Below are 16966 nucleotides of genomic sequence, written 5' to 3'. Positions count from 1 at the left end.
CTTACTCTACCTGTTTGATGGCGATGGGTTGCAGTTGCCATTTCCAGTTATCGGGGGTGACGGGCACGGGGATCATCTCGATACAGTCGGTGGGGCAGGGATCCACACAGAGATCGCAACCGGTGCATTCATCTTTGAGCACCGTATGCATGGCCTTGGTGGCACCGACGATGGCGTCGACCGGGCAGGCCTGGATACATTTGGTGCAGCCGATGCACATGTCTTCATGGATGAAGGCGACTCTTTTTTCGGGAGCCGCAGCCTCTTCCTCGCCCATCGGCTGGGGCTCGACCCCCATCAGATCGGCAATCTTGCGCATGGTCGCATCACCACCGGGCACACACTTGTTGATGGCGTCCCCGTCGGCGACCGCCTCAGCGTAGGGCCGGCAGCCGGGATAGCCGCACTGGCCGCACTGGGTCTGGGGCAGCAATTCATCGAGTTGTTCGACGATGGGGTCCGCATCGACCTTGAATTTGACGGCGGCAAAGCCCAGTACCAGGCCGAAGATCAGCGCCAGCAGGGCCAGAACCAGGATAGCGATTAGCAGGTGACTCATACTACAGTTTTACCAGTCCGGTGAAGCCCATAAAGGACAGGGACATCAGGCCCGCGGTGATCATGGCCAGGGCGGCGCCTTTGAAGGGGGCCGGTACATCGGCGCCCGCCAGCCGTTCGCGCATGGCGGCAAACAGCACCAGCACCAGGGAAAAACCCAGGGCCGCGCCAAAGCCGTACACCAGGCTTTGCATAAAATTATGGCGTTCATTGATATTGAGCAGGGCCACGCCCAGTACCGCACAGTTGGTGGTGATCAGCGGCAGGAAGATCCCCAGCAGGCGGTAGAGGGTAGGGCTGGTCTTGTGCACCACCATTTCGGTGAACTGCACCACCACGGCGATCACCAGGATGAAGGAGAGGGTGCGCAGATACAGCAGGTCCAGCGGCAGCAATATATACTGGTTGACCAGATAGGAGCAGGCGGCCGCCAGGGTCAGCACGAAGGTGGTGGCCATCCCCATGCCGATGGCGGTTTCCAGCTTGCCGGATACCCCCATAAACGGACAAAGCCCGAGGAATTTCACCAAAACAAAATTGTTGACCAGCACCGTGCCGACAAACAACAGCAGATATTCAGACATGTTCACTCAGCAAGATTGAATCGCTGGCCTATTATCGGACTTTATGGCGCGTTTAACAATGCCGGTTAAAGACCAGTGTCCCTCAGACTCCCTAAGACAAGGTATTGATTAACATGCCGATCACCGCCACGGTACAAAGCAGCAAGGATCCATAGTGCATCACCGGCTTGGAGACCAGGTGCAGGGTGCGTACCGCCAGCCAGTTACCGATAATGGCGGCCGGCACCAGCGGCAGGGATAGCTGCAGGTGGTACAGGGTAAAGTAGCCCCCCAGGATCAGGGCGCCGACCGACATCAGGGTGGACACCACGAAGAAGCCCGCCAGGTTGGCGCGGATACGGTGCATATCGGCGCCATGCATCACCAGTACCATGGGCGGGCCCCCTATGGTGGTGCTGGTGCCCATCACCCCGGACAGGAAGCCGCCGATGGCCAGGTTGGTGCGGGTCATCGGCAGGGTGATATCGACCAACCGGACCAGGATACCGAGCATGATCACCAGGGCGATCAGTATCGCCAGCACCTGCTGGGAGACCACCGCCAGCAAAAAGACCCCCAGGGCGCTGCCGGGTATCCGGGCCACCAGGGCGGGCACCAGCAGATCGAGCTCCAGCCCCTTGCGAAAGCGCCAGCCGTTGACGATGCACATCACCAGCAACACGAAGGCCAAGGGCCCCGGCACCAGGGCGGGGTCCAGATAAAACAGGATGGGGGCGGCGATAATTGCCATGCCAAAGCCGATGGCGGTCTGCACATAGGCACCGGTAAAGCAGGCCAGGCCGGCCAGGGCTAAAATCGTATAGTCCAAGTTCGGGCTCTTCTTATCGTTATTGTGGGGTGGAAAGCGGTATACGACCAATGATTAGCATCATAGCAGCAGGCCGGTTGAAAATACCAGTTTGCCGGCCGGCTAACCTGCCCTGGCACCAGGGCGTTGAGCCGACTGGTCTGCCCAGGTGATGGGATATCAGCGGCTTTTTCCCGTAGAGGAGAGGCAGGCGGGGAAGGGCGGAACATTGAGCGGGCGCGGTCAGTTGCATTAAAAATGAAACTGACCGCGCGGGAAACAGGAAACCGATAAGGGCGGCGCGCGCCCTCGGCGGTTCAGAACAGGGTGGTGGACAGCTGGTACATCTCTTCGTTGAAGGGACGTTTCAGATGCTTGATGCAATCGATAATATCGTGATGCACGATATGGTTGCTCTGCAAACCGACACAGCGACCGCCGTAGCCTTCGAGCAGCAGTTCCACCGCCTTGGCGCCCATGCGGCTGGCCATGATCCTGTCCTGGGCGGTGGGGGTACCACCGCGCTGGGTATGGCCGAGGATGGTCGCCCGGGTATCCCGGTTGGTGGCGGCCTGAATTTCCCGGGCCAGCTCATTGACGTCACAGATATTTTCACAAATGGCCACGATGGCGTGTTTTTTGCCCTTGGCGACCCCTTCGTCTATCTGCTTGATCAACTCGTCCTTGTCGAAGCCGATTTCGGGCACGATGACATACTCGGCGCCGCCGGCCACGGCGGCCGAGGAGGTGAGATCGCCGCAATGGCGGCCCATGATCTCCACCACGGAGATGCGGTTATGGGAGCTGCAGGTGTCCCGCAACCGATCGATGGCCTCGACCGCCACGTTGAGGGCGGTATCGAAGCCGATGGTAAAGTCGGTGCCGGCGATGTCGTTGTCGATGGTGCCGGGAATGCCGATGCAGGGAAAGCCCATCTCGGTCAGGCGCATGGCGCCCATATAGGAGCCGTCACCACCGATCACCACCAGGGCGTCTATGCCGTGTTTTTTCAGGTTTTCGACCGCTTCCAGGCGGGTCTGCTCTTCCTTGAATTCGGGGAAGCGGGCCGAGCCGAGGAAGGTACCGCCGCGGGTAATGACGTCGGAAACGCTGTGGCGCTCCAGCTGCACTATGTTGTCCTGGTGCAGGCCCAGGTAACCGCTGTGAATACCGAAGACTTCCAGGTTGTGGTGCAGGCCGGCCCGCACCACGGCACGAATGGCCGCGTTCATGCCCGGGGCATCGCCACCACTGGTCAGTACACCAATTCGCTTAATCATATTGGCCTCAAGAGTTGCTGGACTCCAACAGCCGACATTTATCCTGGATGGCCGAGCGGCTATCCAGGGGCGAAGACGGGGGGCTCCACCGGCGTGTCACCGGCGGACGTCATTGCTCCCGGTCTCTAAAACATCGGCTAATGTAGTAAAATTACCAACATTGTAGATAAAAGATCAGGCTGCTGCGGTAATAATGGCAGCAAATTCGTCCGCCTGCAGGGCGGCGCCGCCGACCAGGGCACCGTCGATATCCGGCATGGCGAACAGACCGGCGGCGCTGGCCCCCTTCACCGAACCGCCGTAGAGAATTTGCACGGCGGCGGCGACATTGTCGTCCTGGCGGGCGAGGAAGGCACGGATATCGGCATGCACCTGCTGGGCGATTTCCGGTGTGGCGGTCTTGCCGGTGCCGATGGCCCACACCGGCTCATAGGCGATCACCGCATTGGCCAGGGCCTGGACGCCGGAATGGCTGATGATGGCTTGCAGCTGGCGCTCTACCACGGCCCGGGTCTGCTCTGCCTCGAACTGCTCCAGGGTTTCGCCTATGCATAACACGGGGATCAGGCCGGCATCCTGGACGGCGGCAAATTTGGCGGCCACCTGGGCGTCGGTTTCGCCGTGCAGGGTACGGCGTTCGCTGTGGCCGACCAGGACGTAACAGACATCAAATTCTTGATACATGGCCGGCGAGTTTTCACCGGTAAAAGCGCCCTGGGTATGGATGTCCGCGTCCTGTGCGCCCAGCTGTATGCTGCTGTCGGCCAGTACCTGCTGGGCCTCTCCCAGGAACAGCACGGGAGGGCAGACGGCGACCGCCACCCGGCTCGCCGCCTCGGCGGGTGCCTTCAACGCGGTGATCAGCTCGTGAACCATGGTCTTGCTGCCGTTCAGCTTCCAGTTACCCATTACCAGTGGTTGTCTCATGAGTTGTTTCCTTTTGGTTAAATGTCGTCATTATATGGTGTGAATGCTTGCTCGCCTAGCGAGACGGCCACAAAATGATGTAATTTTTCTTCTTTTGTCGGTTTTAAGTCAAGTGGGTTACGCCTAAAAGGCGTCCCTGAGCCGCAGCCAGGCGCGGCCCAGATATTCATGCCAGGCCTGCTCGCTGCGCCACAGATAGCGGGCCTGGGGCAGGTAGCTGTACAGCGGTAGTCCGGCCTGGGTTTCCTTGGCCAGATGGCCGGTGGGGGCGGCGACCGGATAGACTCCCTCCGCTTCAAATAAGGCCATGGATCTCGGCATATGGCTGGCGGAGGTGACCAAAATCGCCCGCCGGCCGGCAATCAGCGGCCTTACCAGACGGGCTTCTTCCGCCGTGTCTTTCGGCTCCGGCAGCCGCAGCAGGCGCTCGGGCGCTATGCCCAGGACCTGGGCCACTTCCCCGTAGAGTTCGGCACTGGTCATGGCCTCGCCGCCGCTGTAGCCGGTGAGGATCAGGCGTGCCCGGGGATACAGGTGCGCCAGGCGTACGCCTTCGGCGATGCGCGCCAGCCCGGCCTGGCTCAGCTGGCTTACCAGCGGCAGGGCAGGATCGGCGGCCACCGCGGCCCCCAGCACGATGATGTCGTCGGGCGGCTCCCTATCGACCGGTGCCCGATAGGGAGGATAACGGGACTCCAGGGGGTGGAGCAGGGCATTGGCCACCGGCCGGGTAGAGAGCAGCGTCAGGCTGAGCAGGGCGAACAGCAGCAGGACTAATCCGCGGCGGTGGCGGCGTAACATGATGAAAATGACGCCGATCAGGCTCAACGTCAGCAACAGGGGCAGGGGCAGCAGCAAGCTGCCCAGCCACTTTTTAAGCAAAAACATCGTCTCCATGCATACACGCGTTTGTTAACCGGGGGGGTTGTGCCAGAATAGCCGCACCGGGATTAGCTTGAAATAAAAACGTGCATTCAAATACCAGCTTCGATGGCAAGAGCCACACCTTTGCCCGCAATATCTACGGCACCATCAAGGGGGAGATTCGCCTCAAGGTGGTGTGGCGGGATCTGCAGGAACTGCTCGAGCGGCTGCCGGCCGGGCCCCTGCGGATCCTGGACGCGGGCGGCGGCTTCGGGCCCTTTTCCCAACGGCTGGCGGCCCTGGGCCACTCGGTCGTACTCTGTGATCTGTCGGCGGAAATGCTGGCCGAAGCCAGGCGCCAGGTGGCCGAAAAAGACCTGTCCCACGTCTTTGAATTTATTCACGGACCCATTCAGGATCTTTCGGTCGCTGAACTCGGCCGTTTCGACTTGATCCTGTGTCATGCGGTGCTCGAATGGGTGGAGGATCAGGCCGGCCTGTTGGCTACCCTCGGTGGTCTGTTGCGGGAGCAGGGTCACCTCTCGCTGATGTATTACAACCGGGATGGCCTGCTGTTCCAGAGCCTGGTGATGGGCCACTTTGATTATGTTGAAGCCGATCTGGTCAAGAAACGACGCCAGAAACTGACACCGCCCAGGCCCTGTCGGCCGGGCGAGGTCGAGCAATGGCTTGCCGGACTCGGCTTTGCTATAACAGGGCGCACCGGGGTGCGGGTGCTGCACGACTATATGGTGCGACGGGAGATCCGTACCGAGCAGCCCGGACAGCTGCTGGAAATGGAGCTGGCCCACGCCCGGCAGGAGCCCTTTGTGGGCCTGGGGCGCTATATTCATGTGCTGGCGAAGAAAGGCGACTGAGGATTCAGGAATAAGTAAGGAGTCCGGAGCGAGGGACAGCGCCACTGACACGCCGTAAACCCGGGGCCTGCTCCGTGCCCCCTGACCGCCAGATGGCGGGTATGCCTGAACGGCAGGGAGCATGTTTCAGCCTTGGCACAGAGGGCCGGCGGAGCGAGCCCTGTGGCCTGGTGTCACCTGATGCCACCGACGTTTTAAGCCAAGCAGGCATGTAGAAACCAGAATTGAAGAGAGCTGCTAGATGACGGAAATGTCCAGAACCCTGCCGGACTGGATCCGCTGGGTAAAAGAAGAAAATCTGGGGCTGAGCCTGGCCCCGGACCGGCTGGCCTTTCTGCTGGCCATCCAGATAATCGGCCGCGACGGCGAACAGCCCCAGCTGAGCGAGGCTGACCTGCATCAGGCGTTTTCCTATGTCAGCAGGGGTTTCGAGCAGGTCGAGGAAACCCAGGTCTCCCGGGCCAACAACGCCATCAACGAGCTGGTGCGCCAGCGGCTGCTGAGCCGCTTTCAAAGCACGCCCGGCGAGGGCGACAGCCTGTACCGGCTGACCCGGCTGGGACTGGCCATCGTCGAATTTTTTGCCGCCCAGCGCGACGTCAGCCAGATCAAGCTGTCGCTGCTGCTGGAGCAGATAGCCCAGGATCTGGACAAGGTAGCCAAGACCATCGCCGAGGAGCCCGCGGATGCGGTCTGGATGCTGGAGGTGGAAGGCCGCCTCAAGTATTCGGTGGCCGAGCAATTGGCGCGTATCGACGACACCCAGCGCGCGATGGACGAACAGCAAAACGCGGTCAAGGCCAATATCGCCGGCCTGCTCCACAAGGACTGGCACGAGGCGATCAGCGCCTGCGAACAGTTGCTGCGGGAAACCGGGCTGACCCTGCGTGAGCTGCAGGATACCCTGGATCAGGCCGGCCACGGCCTGCAGCTGAGCCTGCTCAATATCGAGGAACTGCTGCAGCAGAGCGTACGCGGCGAGGCGCTCGCGCCCCTGTGCCAGCAGTTGCAGGCCCGGCTGGACGCCATCATCCACTGGGGCAGCCAGTGCATCGAGCTGTGGTCCCGCTACGACCGCCATGTGCATCGCTTTATCCGCACCGCCATCGATATGGACAAGAACCGTGCCTTCAGCCAGCGGTTGCGCGAGTCGATCCGGCATTTTGACGAGCATAACTGGCAGCTGCGTATCGCCGCCGCCAGCCCCCTGCTGGAACTGCGCGACGAAACCATGGCCGCCTATGCGGACGAAGTGACCGGCGAGCTGCCCGAGGCGCTGGAATACCAGCAGGTGGTGGATGTGGCCGCCGAGCTGGGCGGGCGTATCCAGCTGCAGCTGCAGGATTATCCGCTCACCGGGCGGCCCCTGGATCTGGTGCGGGTGCTCAGGGACTACCTGCATGATTTCCCCCAACATCAACATTTCGATATTGCCCGTCTGCTGATCGACGAGGCGGTCAAGCTCGGCCATGCGGACGCCGAAATTCAGGGCGCCCGCACGCCGGACTGGCAGAACATCAACGCCCACGGGGCCAAGGTACAAGCACATGTTATCGACCAATACTGAGTTCCCCCTGACGGCCCGGCTGGCGCTGGCCATCGCCAACCCCCTGTTTCCGGCCCTGGATACCCAGTTGCGGGGCGGGCGCCATATCAGTGCCGACGAGCTGGAGCTGCATTCCCTGCTGCAGGAGTTCTATGCGGAGCTGGAAGCCTTTTACCAGCGCTACCAGGTGGAGCTGATCCACGCGCCCGAGGGATTTTATTACCTGCGTCCCCGGGCCAGCAGCGAGCTGGGCACTTCCATCCTGTCCGAACTGGAAATGCTGGTGGGCAAGGTGCTCTGCTACCTCTACCTGAGCCCGGAGCGGCTGGCCAACGAGGGGGTCTTCTCCCTCGCCGATCTGCAGGAAGAAATCCTCACCCTGAGCAACGAGCAGGCGCTGCTGCGCATGGTCAACCAGCGCGCCGGCGGCTCGGATCTGGACAAGAAAAAACTGACCGACAAACTGAAGACCGCCCTGCGCCGGCTGAAACGACTGGGCATGGTGATCGGCATCGAAGGCCAAGACAGGTTCCGCATTACCGAAGCCGTGTTCCGCTTCGCCGCCGACGTACGTAGCGATGAAGACCCCAAGGCGCTGCAGCTGCGGATGATCAAAGAAGGCGAGGCGGTGGCCAACCGTGCCGAGGCCGATGCAGAACAGGAGAACGCCGAGTGACAACCCCCATCAGAGGCAAGTTTCATTCCCTGACCATGGTTAACTGGAACGGTTTCTTTGCCCGTACCTTCGAGCTGGATCAGCTGGTGACCACCCTCTCCGGCGGCAACGGCGCCGGCAAGTCGACCACCATGGCGGCCTTTATCGCCGCGCTGATCCCCGATCTCAGCCTGCTGCATTTTCGCAATACCACAGAGGCGGGCAGCCAGTCCGGCAGCCGCGACAAGGGGTTGTACGGCAAGCTGCAGCGGGGCCACTGCTACTCCCTGCTCGAGGTGATCAACTGGCAGGGGGAGCGACTCTGTTTCGGGGTGCACCTGGAGCAGGTCGCCAACCGGGACAACAAGGTCAACATGACCCCCTTCGGCATCCAGGCGTTGACCGGCGACAGCGCCCCCCTGCAGCTGCTGCTGAGTCGGCTGGAGGATGGCCGTGGCCAGGTGCGCTCACTGAACGAGCTCAAGGCGGTGGTGCAGGAGGCGGGGGCCAGATTCACCCGTTTCAACACCATCTCCGAGTACCATCACTTCCTGTTCGATGCGGGCATCACCCCGAAGAAGCTGAAAGATCAACGGGACAGGGTCAAGTTCTACCGGTTGATCGAGGCCTCGCTCTATGGCGGCATTTCTTCCACCATCAGCCGCAGCCTGAAAGATTACCTGCTGCCGGAAAACGCCGGCATCCGCAAGGCCTTCGCCGATATGGAAGCGGCTATCTTCGAGAACCGCCGCACCCTGGATGCCATCCGCGAGACCCAGCGCCAGCGGGATCTGTTCCGCCAGCTGATCACCGAGACCACCCATTACGTGGCGGCGGATTATGTCCGCCACAGCGCCGAAAAACGCCGGCTGTCCGAGCAGGCGCTGGCGGCGCGCAAGGCGCTGAGTGAGGAGCGGCGCATCCTCGCCGAAGAAAAATCCCGGCTTATCTACCTGGCCGATGAACTCGAGCATCTGGCTTCCCGGGAGCGCATGCTCACCGAGGAGCTGGACCTGGCCTCGGAGCATCTGGCCCGAGTGCTGAGCGGCGTCAAACTCAACGAGAAGATAGCCGCCTATCAGGCCGAACTGGACGAGCTGGAAGAAAAGCTGGCCATCCAGGAAGAGATCCTGGCCGAGCTGGAGGATGAACATAACGAGGCCAAGGCCGGCCGCGTGGCGGCGGAAGCCGAGGTCGACAGCCTGAAGAGCCAGCTGGCCGACTATCAGCAGGCACTGGACACCCAGCAGACAAGGGCCATCCAGTACCGGCAGGCGGAGCAGGCGCTGGCCGAGGCCAGGCAGCAGTGCGCGCTGAGCGAACTGACTCCCGAATCGGCCAAAAGCCAGGAGCAGGCCCATCAGCAGGCGGAACAGGCGCTAACCCAGAGGGTGCTGGCGTACCGCCAGCAGCTGGCCCTGGCCGAAGCGGCCCATGCCCAGCACGGCCAGGCGCTCAAGCTGCTGACCGGTATCAAGGGGGAAGTGGATCGGCGCCAGGCCTGGACCCTTGCCAATGAACTGCTGGAGCAGAGCCGCCGGGATCAGGGTATGATCAACCGGGAAGCGGCCATCACCCAGGTGCTGAATGACGCCAAGCAGGCGGATGAGCGGGGCCAACGGGTGCGCGCCTTGCAGGATCAGCTGGCGGCCTGCGGGCTGTCCATCGGGGACGAGGCCGATCTGGATATTGCCCTGGCCACCTTGGACGAACAAAAGGCCGGGCTGGAGCAAGAGCTGGCGGAGCTGGCCGACCAACAGCGCCAACTGAGCGGCAAGGCACAGCAGATAGCGCCCGAGGTGGCCCAATTGCGCACCCGGGCCCCGGCCTGGCACCAGGCCCAGGAGCAGCTGCAGCGGCTGCGCGAGCTGAGCGGCCAGCCGCTGGTCGACAGCAACGAGGTGACCGCCGCCATGCAGCAGGCGCTGCGTCTGGAGCACCAGGCCGAGCAGGACAAGCAGCAGGCCCTCGGCCAGAGACAGCAGCTCGAGCAGCAGGTTCGCCGGCTGAGCAGCGGCAGCGATGCCGATCCCCGCTTGCTGGCCCTGTGCGAACAACTGGGCGGCACCCTGCTGGCCGAGGTCTATGACGATATCGCGGTGGACGATGCCCCCTATTACGAAGCCCTTTATGGCCCGGCCCGCCACGCCATAGTGGTGGCCGAGCCGGAAGCGGCACTGGCCCAGCTGCAGGCCCTGGAGGACTGTCCGGCGGACGTGTTCCTGATCCAGGGCAATCCGGACGCCTTCGACGAAGACGTGCTGGAAGCCACCGAGCTGGAAGGGGCCATCTGGGTGCAGAGCGGCGCGCGCCAGCTGCGCTACTCCCGCTTCCCCGACGAGCCCCTGTTTGGCCGGGCGGCGCGGGAGGCGCGTATCGAACAGCTTAATGACGAGCTGGAGCAGGTCGGCAGCCGCTATGCCGAGACCGCCTTCGCCCAGCAGAAGCACAGCCGGCTGTATCATCAGCTGAGCGAGTTTGTCAGCAAACATCTGCAGCTGGCCTTCACCGCCAGTCCGGAACAGGCGCTGGCGGAACTGGCCGAGCAGCAGCAGCAGATAGCGAGTCAGCAGGCCCGACTCGGTGAGCAGCAACAGCAGGGGCAGGCCCAGCTGGCCCGGGTGCGCGAACAGCAGGGCCTGGCGCACAAGCTGTTGCCGCTGTCGGCCCTGCTGGGGGACGACAGCCTCGGCGAACGGCTGGCGGCCGCGCAAGGGGAGGCGGAGCGGCTGGCCCAGGCCAAGGAGCTGATGGCCCGCCACGGTGCCGCCCTGGGACGGCTGGCGGAGCAGGTGCACGTGTTGCGCCAGGATCCGGCCGACTACGACCAGCTTAAAGCGCAGGCCGAGGCGGCGGAAGCCGAGTTGTCGGCGGCGCGGGCCCGGACCTATGCCCTGAACCAGCTGGTGGCGCGGCTGCCCCATTTCGCCTACGCGGATGCGGAGCAGTTGATCAGCCAGAGTTCGGCGATGAACGACAGCCTCAAGGCCAAGCTGGTGCTGGCGGAGGAGGCCCGACGGCAGGCCATCGGCCGCGCCGAACAGCTGTCGGGCCGGCTGGGCGACGCCCTGCAGACGCGCACCGCCCTGGCCACCGGCTTTGACGCCAGAAGCACCACCCTTAACGAGTTCCGCCAGGAGCTGGCGGCCCTGGGCATAGCGCTCGGCCCGGACATGGAAGACAAGGCGCGCGAGACCAAGCGGGAGCTGGAAACCGAGCTGGTGCACACCCGCGGCAAACGCAGCCAGACCGAGGCCCAGCGGCAGGTGACCAAACGGGAAATCGAATCCTTGAGCCAGCGCCTCGGCAAGGACGGTCAGGGCTATTACAGCGCCCGCAAGCTGCTGGTGGCCCACAAGGCCAACTGGGCCCGGGTTGAGCGCCTGGCCCGGGAGCATCGGGTGGCGCAACGGCTGTCCCGGCCCGAGCTGGCCTATCTCGACGCCGAGGAGCTGCGCTCCATTTCCGACAAGGCGCTCGGCGCCCTGCGCCTGGCGGTGGCCCATGACGAGGAGCTGCGCGATGCCCTGCGCCGTTCGGAAGGCAGCCGCAACATACTGGAGAAGGTGCGTTTCTATATCCTGGTGTTCCAGCACCTCAAGGCCCGCATTCGCCACGACATTATCCGTGCCGACGATCCCATAGCGGCGCTGGAAGAGATGGAAATCGAGCTGGGCCGGCTGGCGGATGAACTCAAGCAGCGCGAGGGCCACCTGTCGCTGTCGTCCGTTGAGGTGGCGGCCAAGATCACCACCATCATCCGCCGGGAGCAGAACCGTATCCGCCAGCTCAACCAGGGCCTGCAGAATATCAGCTTCGGCCTGGTGCGCGGGGTGCGGCTCAACGTCAATATGCGCGATACCTATGCCCGTTTGCTGGAGGCGCTCAACGACCCGGAGGGGCGGCACCAGGATCTGTTCAACAGCAAGGAACTCGGCTTCTCCGAAGCCATGGGCAAGCTGTTCCAGCGGCTCAATCCCCAGTTGGCACAGGGCGAGCGCAGCCCGCAGGTACTGGGCCAGGCGCTGCTGGATTACCGCAACTATCTGGATCTGGACATCGAAGTGCAGCGCGGCGCCGATGGCTGGCTGCGGGCCGAAAGCGGCGCCCTGTCGACCGGCGAGGCGATCGGCACCGGCCAGGCCATCCTGCTGATGGTGCTGCAGAGCTGGGAAGATGAGTCCCGCCATCTGCGCGCCCGGGATGTGCTGCCCTGCCGGCTGTTGTTCCTGGACGAGGCGGCGCGGCTCGATGCCCGCTCCATCGCCACCCTGTTCGAGCTGTGCGAGCGCCAGGATATGCAGTTGCTGATCGCGGCACCGGAAAACATCAGCCCGGAAAAAGGCACCACCTACAAGCTGATCCGCAAGGTGCACGGCAAGCAGGAACATGTGCATGTGGTGGGCCTGCGCGGCTTCGCCGAAGAGCAGGTGGCGTAACCGAAGCCGGCCTTTGCAGGGGCCGGGGTCATGGCCCCTGCATCATGCTTTAAATCGTAACGAGGGGAAGAAATGAAGCTGGTTAAATATATGCTGTTACTGGCCCTGGCGGGTGTGCTGGCCGGTTGTGATCATGGGTTTGAGGGCGAGTACCAGACCAAGGCCGGTTCATCGAACGAGATGATGAATCAGTTGATAAGCGAGTTTTCCGGCTTAGCGGGCACCCAGAGAATCGTTATCGGCTCCGATTATATTGAACAGGAAGGGCAGCGCACCGAGTTCGATGATATTTTTGTTCGTGAGTCCGGGGAGTCGCGTTATCTGGTATTCAAGGATAAGGGCTCCGAAGAAGCCTGGAAAATTGTTGACGACAACACTCTTGTCCGGGGGAACGGCATCATGAACATGGTGCTTGAGCGGGTCGAATAAGGCGTAACAGCCGGTCGCGTGCCGGCGGGTATCATTGTCCTGCTCAGGCCCCGGGCACTGCCCGGGGCCTTGTTTTATCTGGCTTTCAGAAAATCGGCCGCGTCTAGCAAGATGAACTCGCTATCGGCGGCATTCAACCGGCGTCCGGTGGAGCCGGGCGGGTTGTGGTCGTTGGTCACCAGTAGGTGCTTATCGTCCACCTTCGCCACGTTTTTGATGGTGAAAAAGGGGCAGGTGAAGCGGCCGCTCAGGTTCCGGTTGGCCCGGGTGTTTAGCCGGTTCTTGCGATCGGGATCGGCAATGGGGCAAGCTTGGCTTTTTTCGCCAGGAAACCGCTGAAATAGGCGGTTATCTGCTATCCATCCATGTAGAATGCGTTTTTCAACGATCAATCAGCTTTTACGGTTGAGAACACACCAGTAGGAACCCCGCATGAAAAAGACCATCGCTTTAACTCACCCCAAGCTGAAACCTGCTCGCCTGGTGGACTCAATCAAGTATGACATTAAGAAGTATCTTAACAGAGAGCGTCGCAAGACGCTGCCCGAAGGTATGGACTACTGGACTTTCGATTGTCGCTTTGGTGCGTCTGAGGATGCAGCAGAAAAGATCTATACGTCTGAAATCAATAAACATATCGATGCTGCCGTGGCGCAGGAACTACCCGAGTTCTATGTCGAGATCCTCGCCAGAGCGTGTAACCACGAGCCGCGCCCGAGTGTTGCCGCAGCCGATGACGAAGCTTAAGAAGGGGAAGAATCAAGATGCTTATCGCAGCAGATCTGTTCCCCTGATCCACACCCTGGGCGGGTGTTTGGGATGCGCTAGCAACCAGGCACCGCCTGAGGTCCATCTTTCCACTCAAAATCAATCCTCACCCCCACCGCCAAAATACTGTATATTCTGCCCTCGATTTTTTTACTGTAGCGACTCTACAGAGGATCTCTTATGCAATTTTCATCTTTAGATTTGGCCCCAGATCTGCAACGCGCTCTTGTTGGATGTGGCTACAGTGCTATGACTCCCGTACAAATGCAGGCCATTGTGCCCGCGCGCCGCGGTAAAGACTTACAAGTGACCGCGCAAACAGGCACGGGTAAAACCGCTGCCTTCGCTATTCCTGTTTTACAACGCATGCTGGATAAACCCAAAGCAACCGTCGAGCGACGCCCGCGTGCATTGATCCTGACGCCAACCCGTGAATTGGCCGAGCAATTATCCGACGCTATCGGTGCCTATGCGCAGTTTTTGCCTATCAGTGTAACGGCACTGTACGGTGGCGTTAAAATGGGTGGCCAGGCCAACAAATTAAGGGCGGGCGTTGATATTGTCATTTCCACCCCCGGCCGTTTGCTGGAGCACATGACCCTGGGTAACGTGGCATTAAGTGACGTTGAATTTGTGGTGCTGGATGAAGCCGACCGTATGCTGGATATGGGCTTTATCGCTGATGTGCTGAAATTGATGCAGCTGACCGCAGCAACACGCCAAACCCTGCTGTTTTCAGCCACAACATCACCCGCTGTAAATGAATTGTCACATAAGATTCTGAATAATCATCAGCACATCCGGGTGACTAAAATCAATAGCACGGCCGATACCGTAAGACATGCGGTGTATCCGGTAGAAGAAAGTCGCAAAATCGAATTGTTCGAACAGTTGTTGGCAGAAAAAAACTGGTTTCAGGTGTTGGTGTTTACCAGTACCAAGGAGCAGGCCGACCGACTATTGGCCGGCCTTAAAAAGAGTAAAATTGATGCCGCTGTTTGCCATGGCGATAAAAGCCAGGGGTCGAGACGTCGCGCTATCGCCGATTTTAAATCCGGCAAATTACAAATATTGATCGCCACCGAAGTTGCCGCCCGTGGTTTGGATATTCAGGGCCTGGATTATGTGGTGAACTTCAACTTGCCTTATCTGCCGGAGGATTACGTGCATCGTATCGGCCGCACGGGTCGGGCTGGGGCGGCAGGTAATGCCATTTCATTTGTCAGTCGTGAAGAAGAGCAAACCCTGGAGCGCATTCAAAAGCTGATTGGCACCGACATTAAGCGCATCATCAAGCCGGGCTTTGAAGTGAGCAGCCGTGGCACACTGTTAAAAAGTATTTCGCGTAAGGTCTTGTCTGGACGTTCAAACAGAGCCAGTGAAACGGTTATTGAGCTTGAAGCCTCAAGCGAGACTCGGCACAAAGGTAAACCAGGTCGTGCCAAGTCGAGTGGTGAAGCGGGTAGCAAGACCACCGCGAAACCCGTGCGCTTGAAAAAAACAAATACTCCAAAAGGTACTGGGCCGAAGAAAAAGGTATTACGCGGCAAGCGCGCCGAGCAATATTCACGTTAAATAATAATCAGTGCCGCCTAACGAGATTACTCATTTCGCTTGGTAACGGCTGCGAATATTCACTGGATATTCAGTCCGCTACCAAGCTCGATGCAGGCAGCAAGCGGCCCCTGAGGGCTCCACTGCGCCGTCCCTGGCACAGAGGGACTGCTTAGCGATACCCGGTCGATGTAGCGAGTGACCGGCTATTCGGAACCGCTATATTAGAAGGCCCCGGCAATGCCCGGGGCCTTGTTTTATCTGGCGTTCAGACAATCCGCCACTTCGAGCGGGATAAATTCATTCTCGGCGGCGTTCGCAGATTTCCTCTCTGATGGTGTCGGGAGTTGCATGGGGACAGTGACGTGGGCGGGAAGCTCGGTTCTGCAAACCGGTCTCCCCTTCTTTACGGTAGCGCTTGAGCCACTTGTACAGGGTTCTCACACTGACACCTTGAGCGGTTTCTTCTGGCCGCAGCCCCTCGACAGCAACTCGGTGAACCAAATAGTAGTACGGTGGCAGCTCCCTTTTCACACTTCCATTTCGCAACCAGCGCCGCCTATAATGCAAAGGCCCCATATGAGTTAAATACTAATTCCGGCGAAATAACCTCAGACAGCAGAAAAGAGGAGAGGCCAGATCGCCCGCAAGATCCGGGCGGTAGCATGTCTGTCGGACATGATCAGCCGATCCACCTTTGCCCTGGCCGGGTTCAGTGTTACCCAAAGAAATTATCGAGCGGGCTGCAGGTGCCTGCAAAATGCTGCCCAATCACATGGGTATAGATCTGTGTTGTTCGCACGTCGCTGTGGCCCAGTAGTTCTTGCACCGTTCTTATATCGCGGCCGGCTTCAAGCAGGTGGGTGGCAAAGGAGTGCCTGAAAGTATGGCAATTGATCCTTTTGTGCCGAATGCCTGATTTGATCACTGCGGCTTTGAGTGCCTTACGTGGTACGGAATCATGTAAGTGATGCCGGCAAATAACGCCCGTGACAGGATGCATGCACAAGCTCACCGACGGAAACAAAAACATCCAGGCACTGTGGCGAAAGGCATTTGGATATTTTTTGCCTAAAGCACCCGGTAGCGAAGGACCGTAGCCTCTTTTGTTGTCTTCTTGCTGTATGGCCAGGGATTGTTCGATTTGAGCATGCAGGGCAGGATGAAGATTGCGGCTTAATACCGTTTTGCGATCCTTGTTACCTTTACCGTTTCGCACGGTAATTGAGCCGTCATTAAAGCCGACGTCCTGAATGCGCAGCCTCAGGCATTCGGTGATCCTGAGACCGCTGCCATACAGCAGCGAGAAGACAAGCCGATGGTGTTTATCCAGCTGTTCAAGAATGAGTCTTACCTCTTCCCGGGTGAGTACAACGGGTAAACGCCGGTGCTGTTTGGCATGCTGAAAGCCAAGTTCCCCCAGCTCTATAGCCAGCACCTTGTGGTAGAGAAATGCCAGGGCATTCAAGGCCGTTTTCTGGGTGTTAATCGCTACATGCTGCTTATTGGCGAGCCAGGACAGGAACGCTCGTACTTCTGGCGCCCCCATTTTTTCCGGATGCGTCAAATGGTGAAAACGGATGTAGCGCTTAATCCACTGCAGATATGTTTTCTCGGTACGAAGGCTGTACCCGCGAAGCCGCAACTCCTGCCGAACCTGATTGAGAAAGGGACTGCTGCCCATGGCTGATCTTCCT

The 16966-nt window shown here is 60.3% G+C and carries 16 protein-coding genes; 7 read left to right on the top strand and 9 right to left on the bottom strand.

Features of this window, described 5'->3' with window-relative positions:
* Position 1: 1 nt before the first annotated feature.
* From rsxB to ABD806_RS04025, 6 genes are all read right to left on the bottom strand, one after another.
* A complete protein-coding gene (gene rsxB / locus ABD806_RS04050; RefSeq protein WP_344954966.1) occupies positions 2 to 559 on the bottom strand; it encodes an electron transport complex subunit RsxB in 558 nt (185 codons plus the stop codon).
* 1 nt (position 560) lies between these two features.
* The gene (gene rsxA / locus ABD806_RS04045) at positions 561 to 1142 is read right to left on the bottom strand and encodes an electron transport complex subunit RsxA (RefSeq protein WP_344954964.1); all 582 of its coding nucleotides are present in this window, start codon (positions 1140 to 1142) and stop codon (positions 561 to 563) included.
* Positions 1143 to 1233: 91 nt separating this feature from the next.
* Complete coding sequence (locus ABD806_RS04040) at positions 1234 to 1950, bottom strand: sulfite exporter TauE/SafE family protein (RefSeq protein WP_344954962.1); 717 nt, start codon at positions 1948 to 1950, stop codon at positions 1234 to 1236.
* Between the two features lie 296 nt (positions 1951 to 2246).
* Positions 2247 to 3209: a 6-phosphofructokinase gene (gene pfkA, locus ABD806_RS04035; protein WP_344954960.1), complete on the bottom strand. Its 963-nt coding sequence runs from the start codon at positions 3207 to 3209 to the stop codon at positions 2247 to 2249.
* Between the two features lie 174 nt (positions 3210 to 3383).
* A complete protein-coding gene (gene tpiA, locus ABD806_RS04030) occupies positions 3384 to 4136 on the bottom strand; it encodes a triose-phosphate isomerase (protein ID WP_344954958.1) in 753 nt (250 codons plus the stop codon).
* Positions 4137 to 4259: 123 nt separating this feature from the next.
* A complete protein-coding gene (locus ABD806_RS04025) occupies positions 4260 to 5024 on the bottom strand; it encodes an ElyC/SanA/YdcF family protein (RefSeq protein ID WP_344954956.1) in 765 nt (254 codons plus the stop codon).
* A gap of 80 nt (positions 5025 to 5104) precedes the next feature.
* On the opposite strand from ABD806_RS04025, the gene ABD806_RS04020 reads away from it, so the two are divergent.
* From ABD806_RS04020 to ABD806_RS04000, 5 genes are all read left to right on the top strand, one after another.
* Positions 5105 to 5878: a methyltransferase domain-containing protein gene (locus ABD806_RS04020; protein ID WP_344954954.1), complete on the top strand. Its 774-nt coding sequence runs from the start codon at positions 5105 to 5107 to the stop codon at positions 5876 to 5878.
* A gap of 241 nt (positions 5879 to 6119) precedes the next feature.
* A complete protein-coding gene (gene mukF / locus ABD806_RS04015) occupies positions 6120 to 7445 on the top strand; it encodes a chromosome partition protein MukF (RefSeq protein ID WP_344954952.1) in 1326 nt (441 codons plus the stop codon).
* Positions 7426 to 8100, top strand: a complete 675-nt coding sequence (mukE, locus tag ABD806_RS04010) for a chromosome partition protein MukE (RefSeq protein ID WP_344954950.1) — start codon at positions 7426 to 7428, stop codon at positions 8098 to 8100. The genes mukF and mukE overlap by 20 nt, the downstream gene beginning before the upstream one ends.
* A gap of 8 nt (positions 8101 to 8108) precedes the next feature.
* Positions 8109 to 12518: a chromosome partition protein MukB gene (mukB, locus tag ABD806_RS04005; RefSeq protein WP_344956438.1), complete on the top strand. Its 4410-nt coding sequence runs from the start codon at positions 8109 to 8111 to the stop codon at positions 12516 to 12518.
* Between the two features lie 72 nt (positions 12519 to 12590).
* Positions 12591 to 12947: a hypothetical protein gene (locus ABD806_RS04000; RefSeq protein ID WP_344954948.1), complete on the top strand. Its 357-nt coding sequence runs from the start codon at positions 12591 to 12593 to the stop codon at positions 12945 to 12947.
* Positions 12948 to 13021: 74 nt separating this feature from the next.
* Here the strand turns inward: ABD806_RS04000 and ABD806_RS03995 are convergent, their stop codons facing one another.
* Positions 13022 to 13339, bottom strand: coding sequence for a hypothetical protein (locus ABD806_RS03995; protein ID WP_344954946.1), 318 nt, complete (start codon positions 13337 to 13339; stop codon positions 13022 to 13024).
* Positions 13340 to 13379: 40 nt separating this feature from the next.
* On the opposite strand from ABD806_RS03995, the gene ABD806_RS03990 reads away from it, so the two are divergent.
* Together ABD806_RS03990 and ABD806_RS03985 are read left to right on the top strand one after the other, a co-directional pair.
* On the top strand, positions 13380 to 13694 hold the full coding sequence (locus ABD806_RS03990) for a DUF6172 family protein (RefSeq protein WP_344954943.1): 315 nt from the start codon (positions 13380 to 13382) through the stop codon (positions 13692 to 13694).
* A 201-nt stretch (positions 13695 to 13895) separates the two neighbouring features.
* The gene (locus ABD806_RS03985; protein ID WP_344954939.1) at positions 13896 to 15290 is read left to right on the top strand and encodes a DEAD/DEAH box helicase; all 1395 of its coding nucleotides are present in this window, start codon (positions 13896 to 13898) and stop codon (positions 15288 to 15290) included.
* Between the two features lie 279 nt (positions 15291 to 15569).
* Here the strand turns inward: ABD806_RS03985 and ABD806_RS03980 are convergent, their stop codons facing one another.
* Both ABD806_RS03980 and ABD806_RS03975 read right to left on the bottom strand, forming a co-directional pair.
* Entirely contained in the window at positions 15570 to 15848 is a 279-nt protein-coding gene (locus ABD806_RS03980; RefSeq protein ID WP_425583065.1) for a leucine zipper domain-containing protein, read from the bottom strand.
* Between the two features lie 139 nt (positions 15849 to 15987).
* On the bottom strand, positions 15988 to 16953 hold the full coding sequence (locus tag ABD806_RS03975) for an integron integrase (RefSeq protein WP_344954937.1): 966 nt from the start codon (positions 16951 to 16953) through the stop codon (positions 15988 to 15990).
* Positions 16954 to 16966: the final 13 nt, after the last annotated feature.

Source organism: Zobellella aerophila (genome assembly GCF_039539325.1).
In the GTDB taxonomy this organism is placed as follows: domain Bacteria; phylum Pseudomonadota; class Gammaproteobacteria; order Enterobacterales; family Aeromonadaceae; genus Oceanimonas; species Oceanimonas aerophila.
Note: the sequence above shows the minus strand (reverse complement) of the source record. Positions and strands in the feature narration are given on the sequence as shown.

Coding starts and splice junctions, on each gene's coding strand:
- ABD806_RS04000 (WP_344954948.1), top strand. CDS start 12,591: ATGAAGCTGGTTAAATATATGCTGTTACTGGCCCTGGCGGGTGTGCTG.
- ABD806_RS03990 (WP_344954943.1), top strand. CDS start 13,380: ATGAAAAAGACCATCGCTTTAACTCACCCCAAGCTGAAACCTGCTCGC.
- ABD806_RS03975 (WP_344954937.1), bottom strand. CDS start 16,953: ATGGGCAGCAGTCCCTTTCTCAATCAGGTTCGGCAGGAGTTGCGGCTT.
- ABD806_RS03985 (WP_344954939.1), top strand. CDS start 13,896: ATGCAATTTTCATCTTTAGATTTGGCCCCAGATCTGCAACGCGCTCTT.
- tpiA (WP_344954958.1), bottom strand. CDS start 4,136: ATGAGACAACCACTGGTAATGGGTAACTGGAAGCTGAACGGCAGCAAG.
- pfkA (WP_344954960.1), bottom strand. CDS start 3,209: ATGATTAAGCGAATTGGTGTACTGACCAGTGGTGGCGATGCCCCGGGC.
- ABD806_RS04025 (WP_344954956.1), bottom strand. CDS start 5,024: ATGTTTTTGCTTAAAAAGTGGCTGGGCAGCTTGCTGCTGCCCCTGCCC.
- ABD806_RS03980 (WP_425583065.1), bottom strand. CDS start 15,848: ATGGGGCCTTTGCATTATAGGCGGCGCTGGTTGCGAAATGGAAGTGTG.
- rsxB (WP_344954966.1), bottom strand. CDS start 559: ATGAGTCACCTGCTAATCGCTATCCTGGTTCTGGCCCTGCTGGCGCTG.
- rsxA (WP_344954964.1), bottom strand. CDS start 1,142: ATGTCTGAATATCTGCTGTTGTTTGTCGGCACGGTGCTGGTCAACAAT.
- mukE (WP_344954950.1), top strand. CDS start 7,426: ATGTTATCGACCAATACTGAGTTCCCCCTGACGGCCCGGCTGGCGCTG.
- mukF (WP_344954952.1), top strand. CDS start 6,120: ATGACGGAAATGTCCAGAACCCTGCCGGACTGGATCCGCTGGGTAAAA.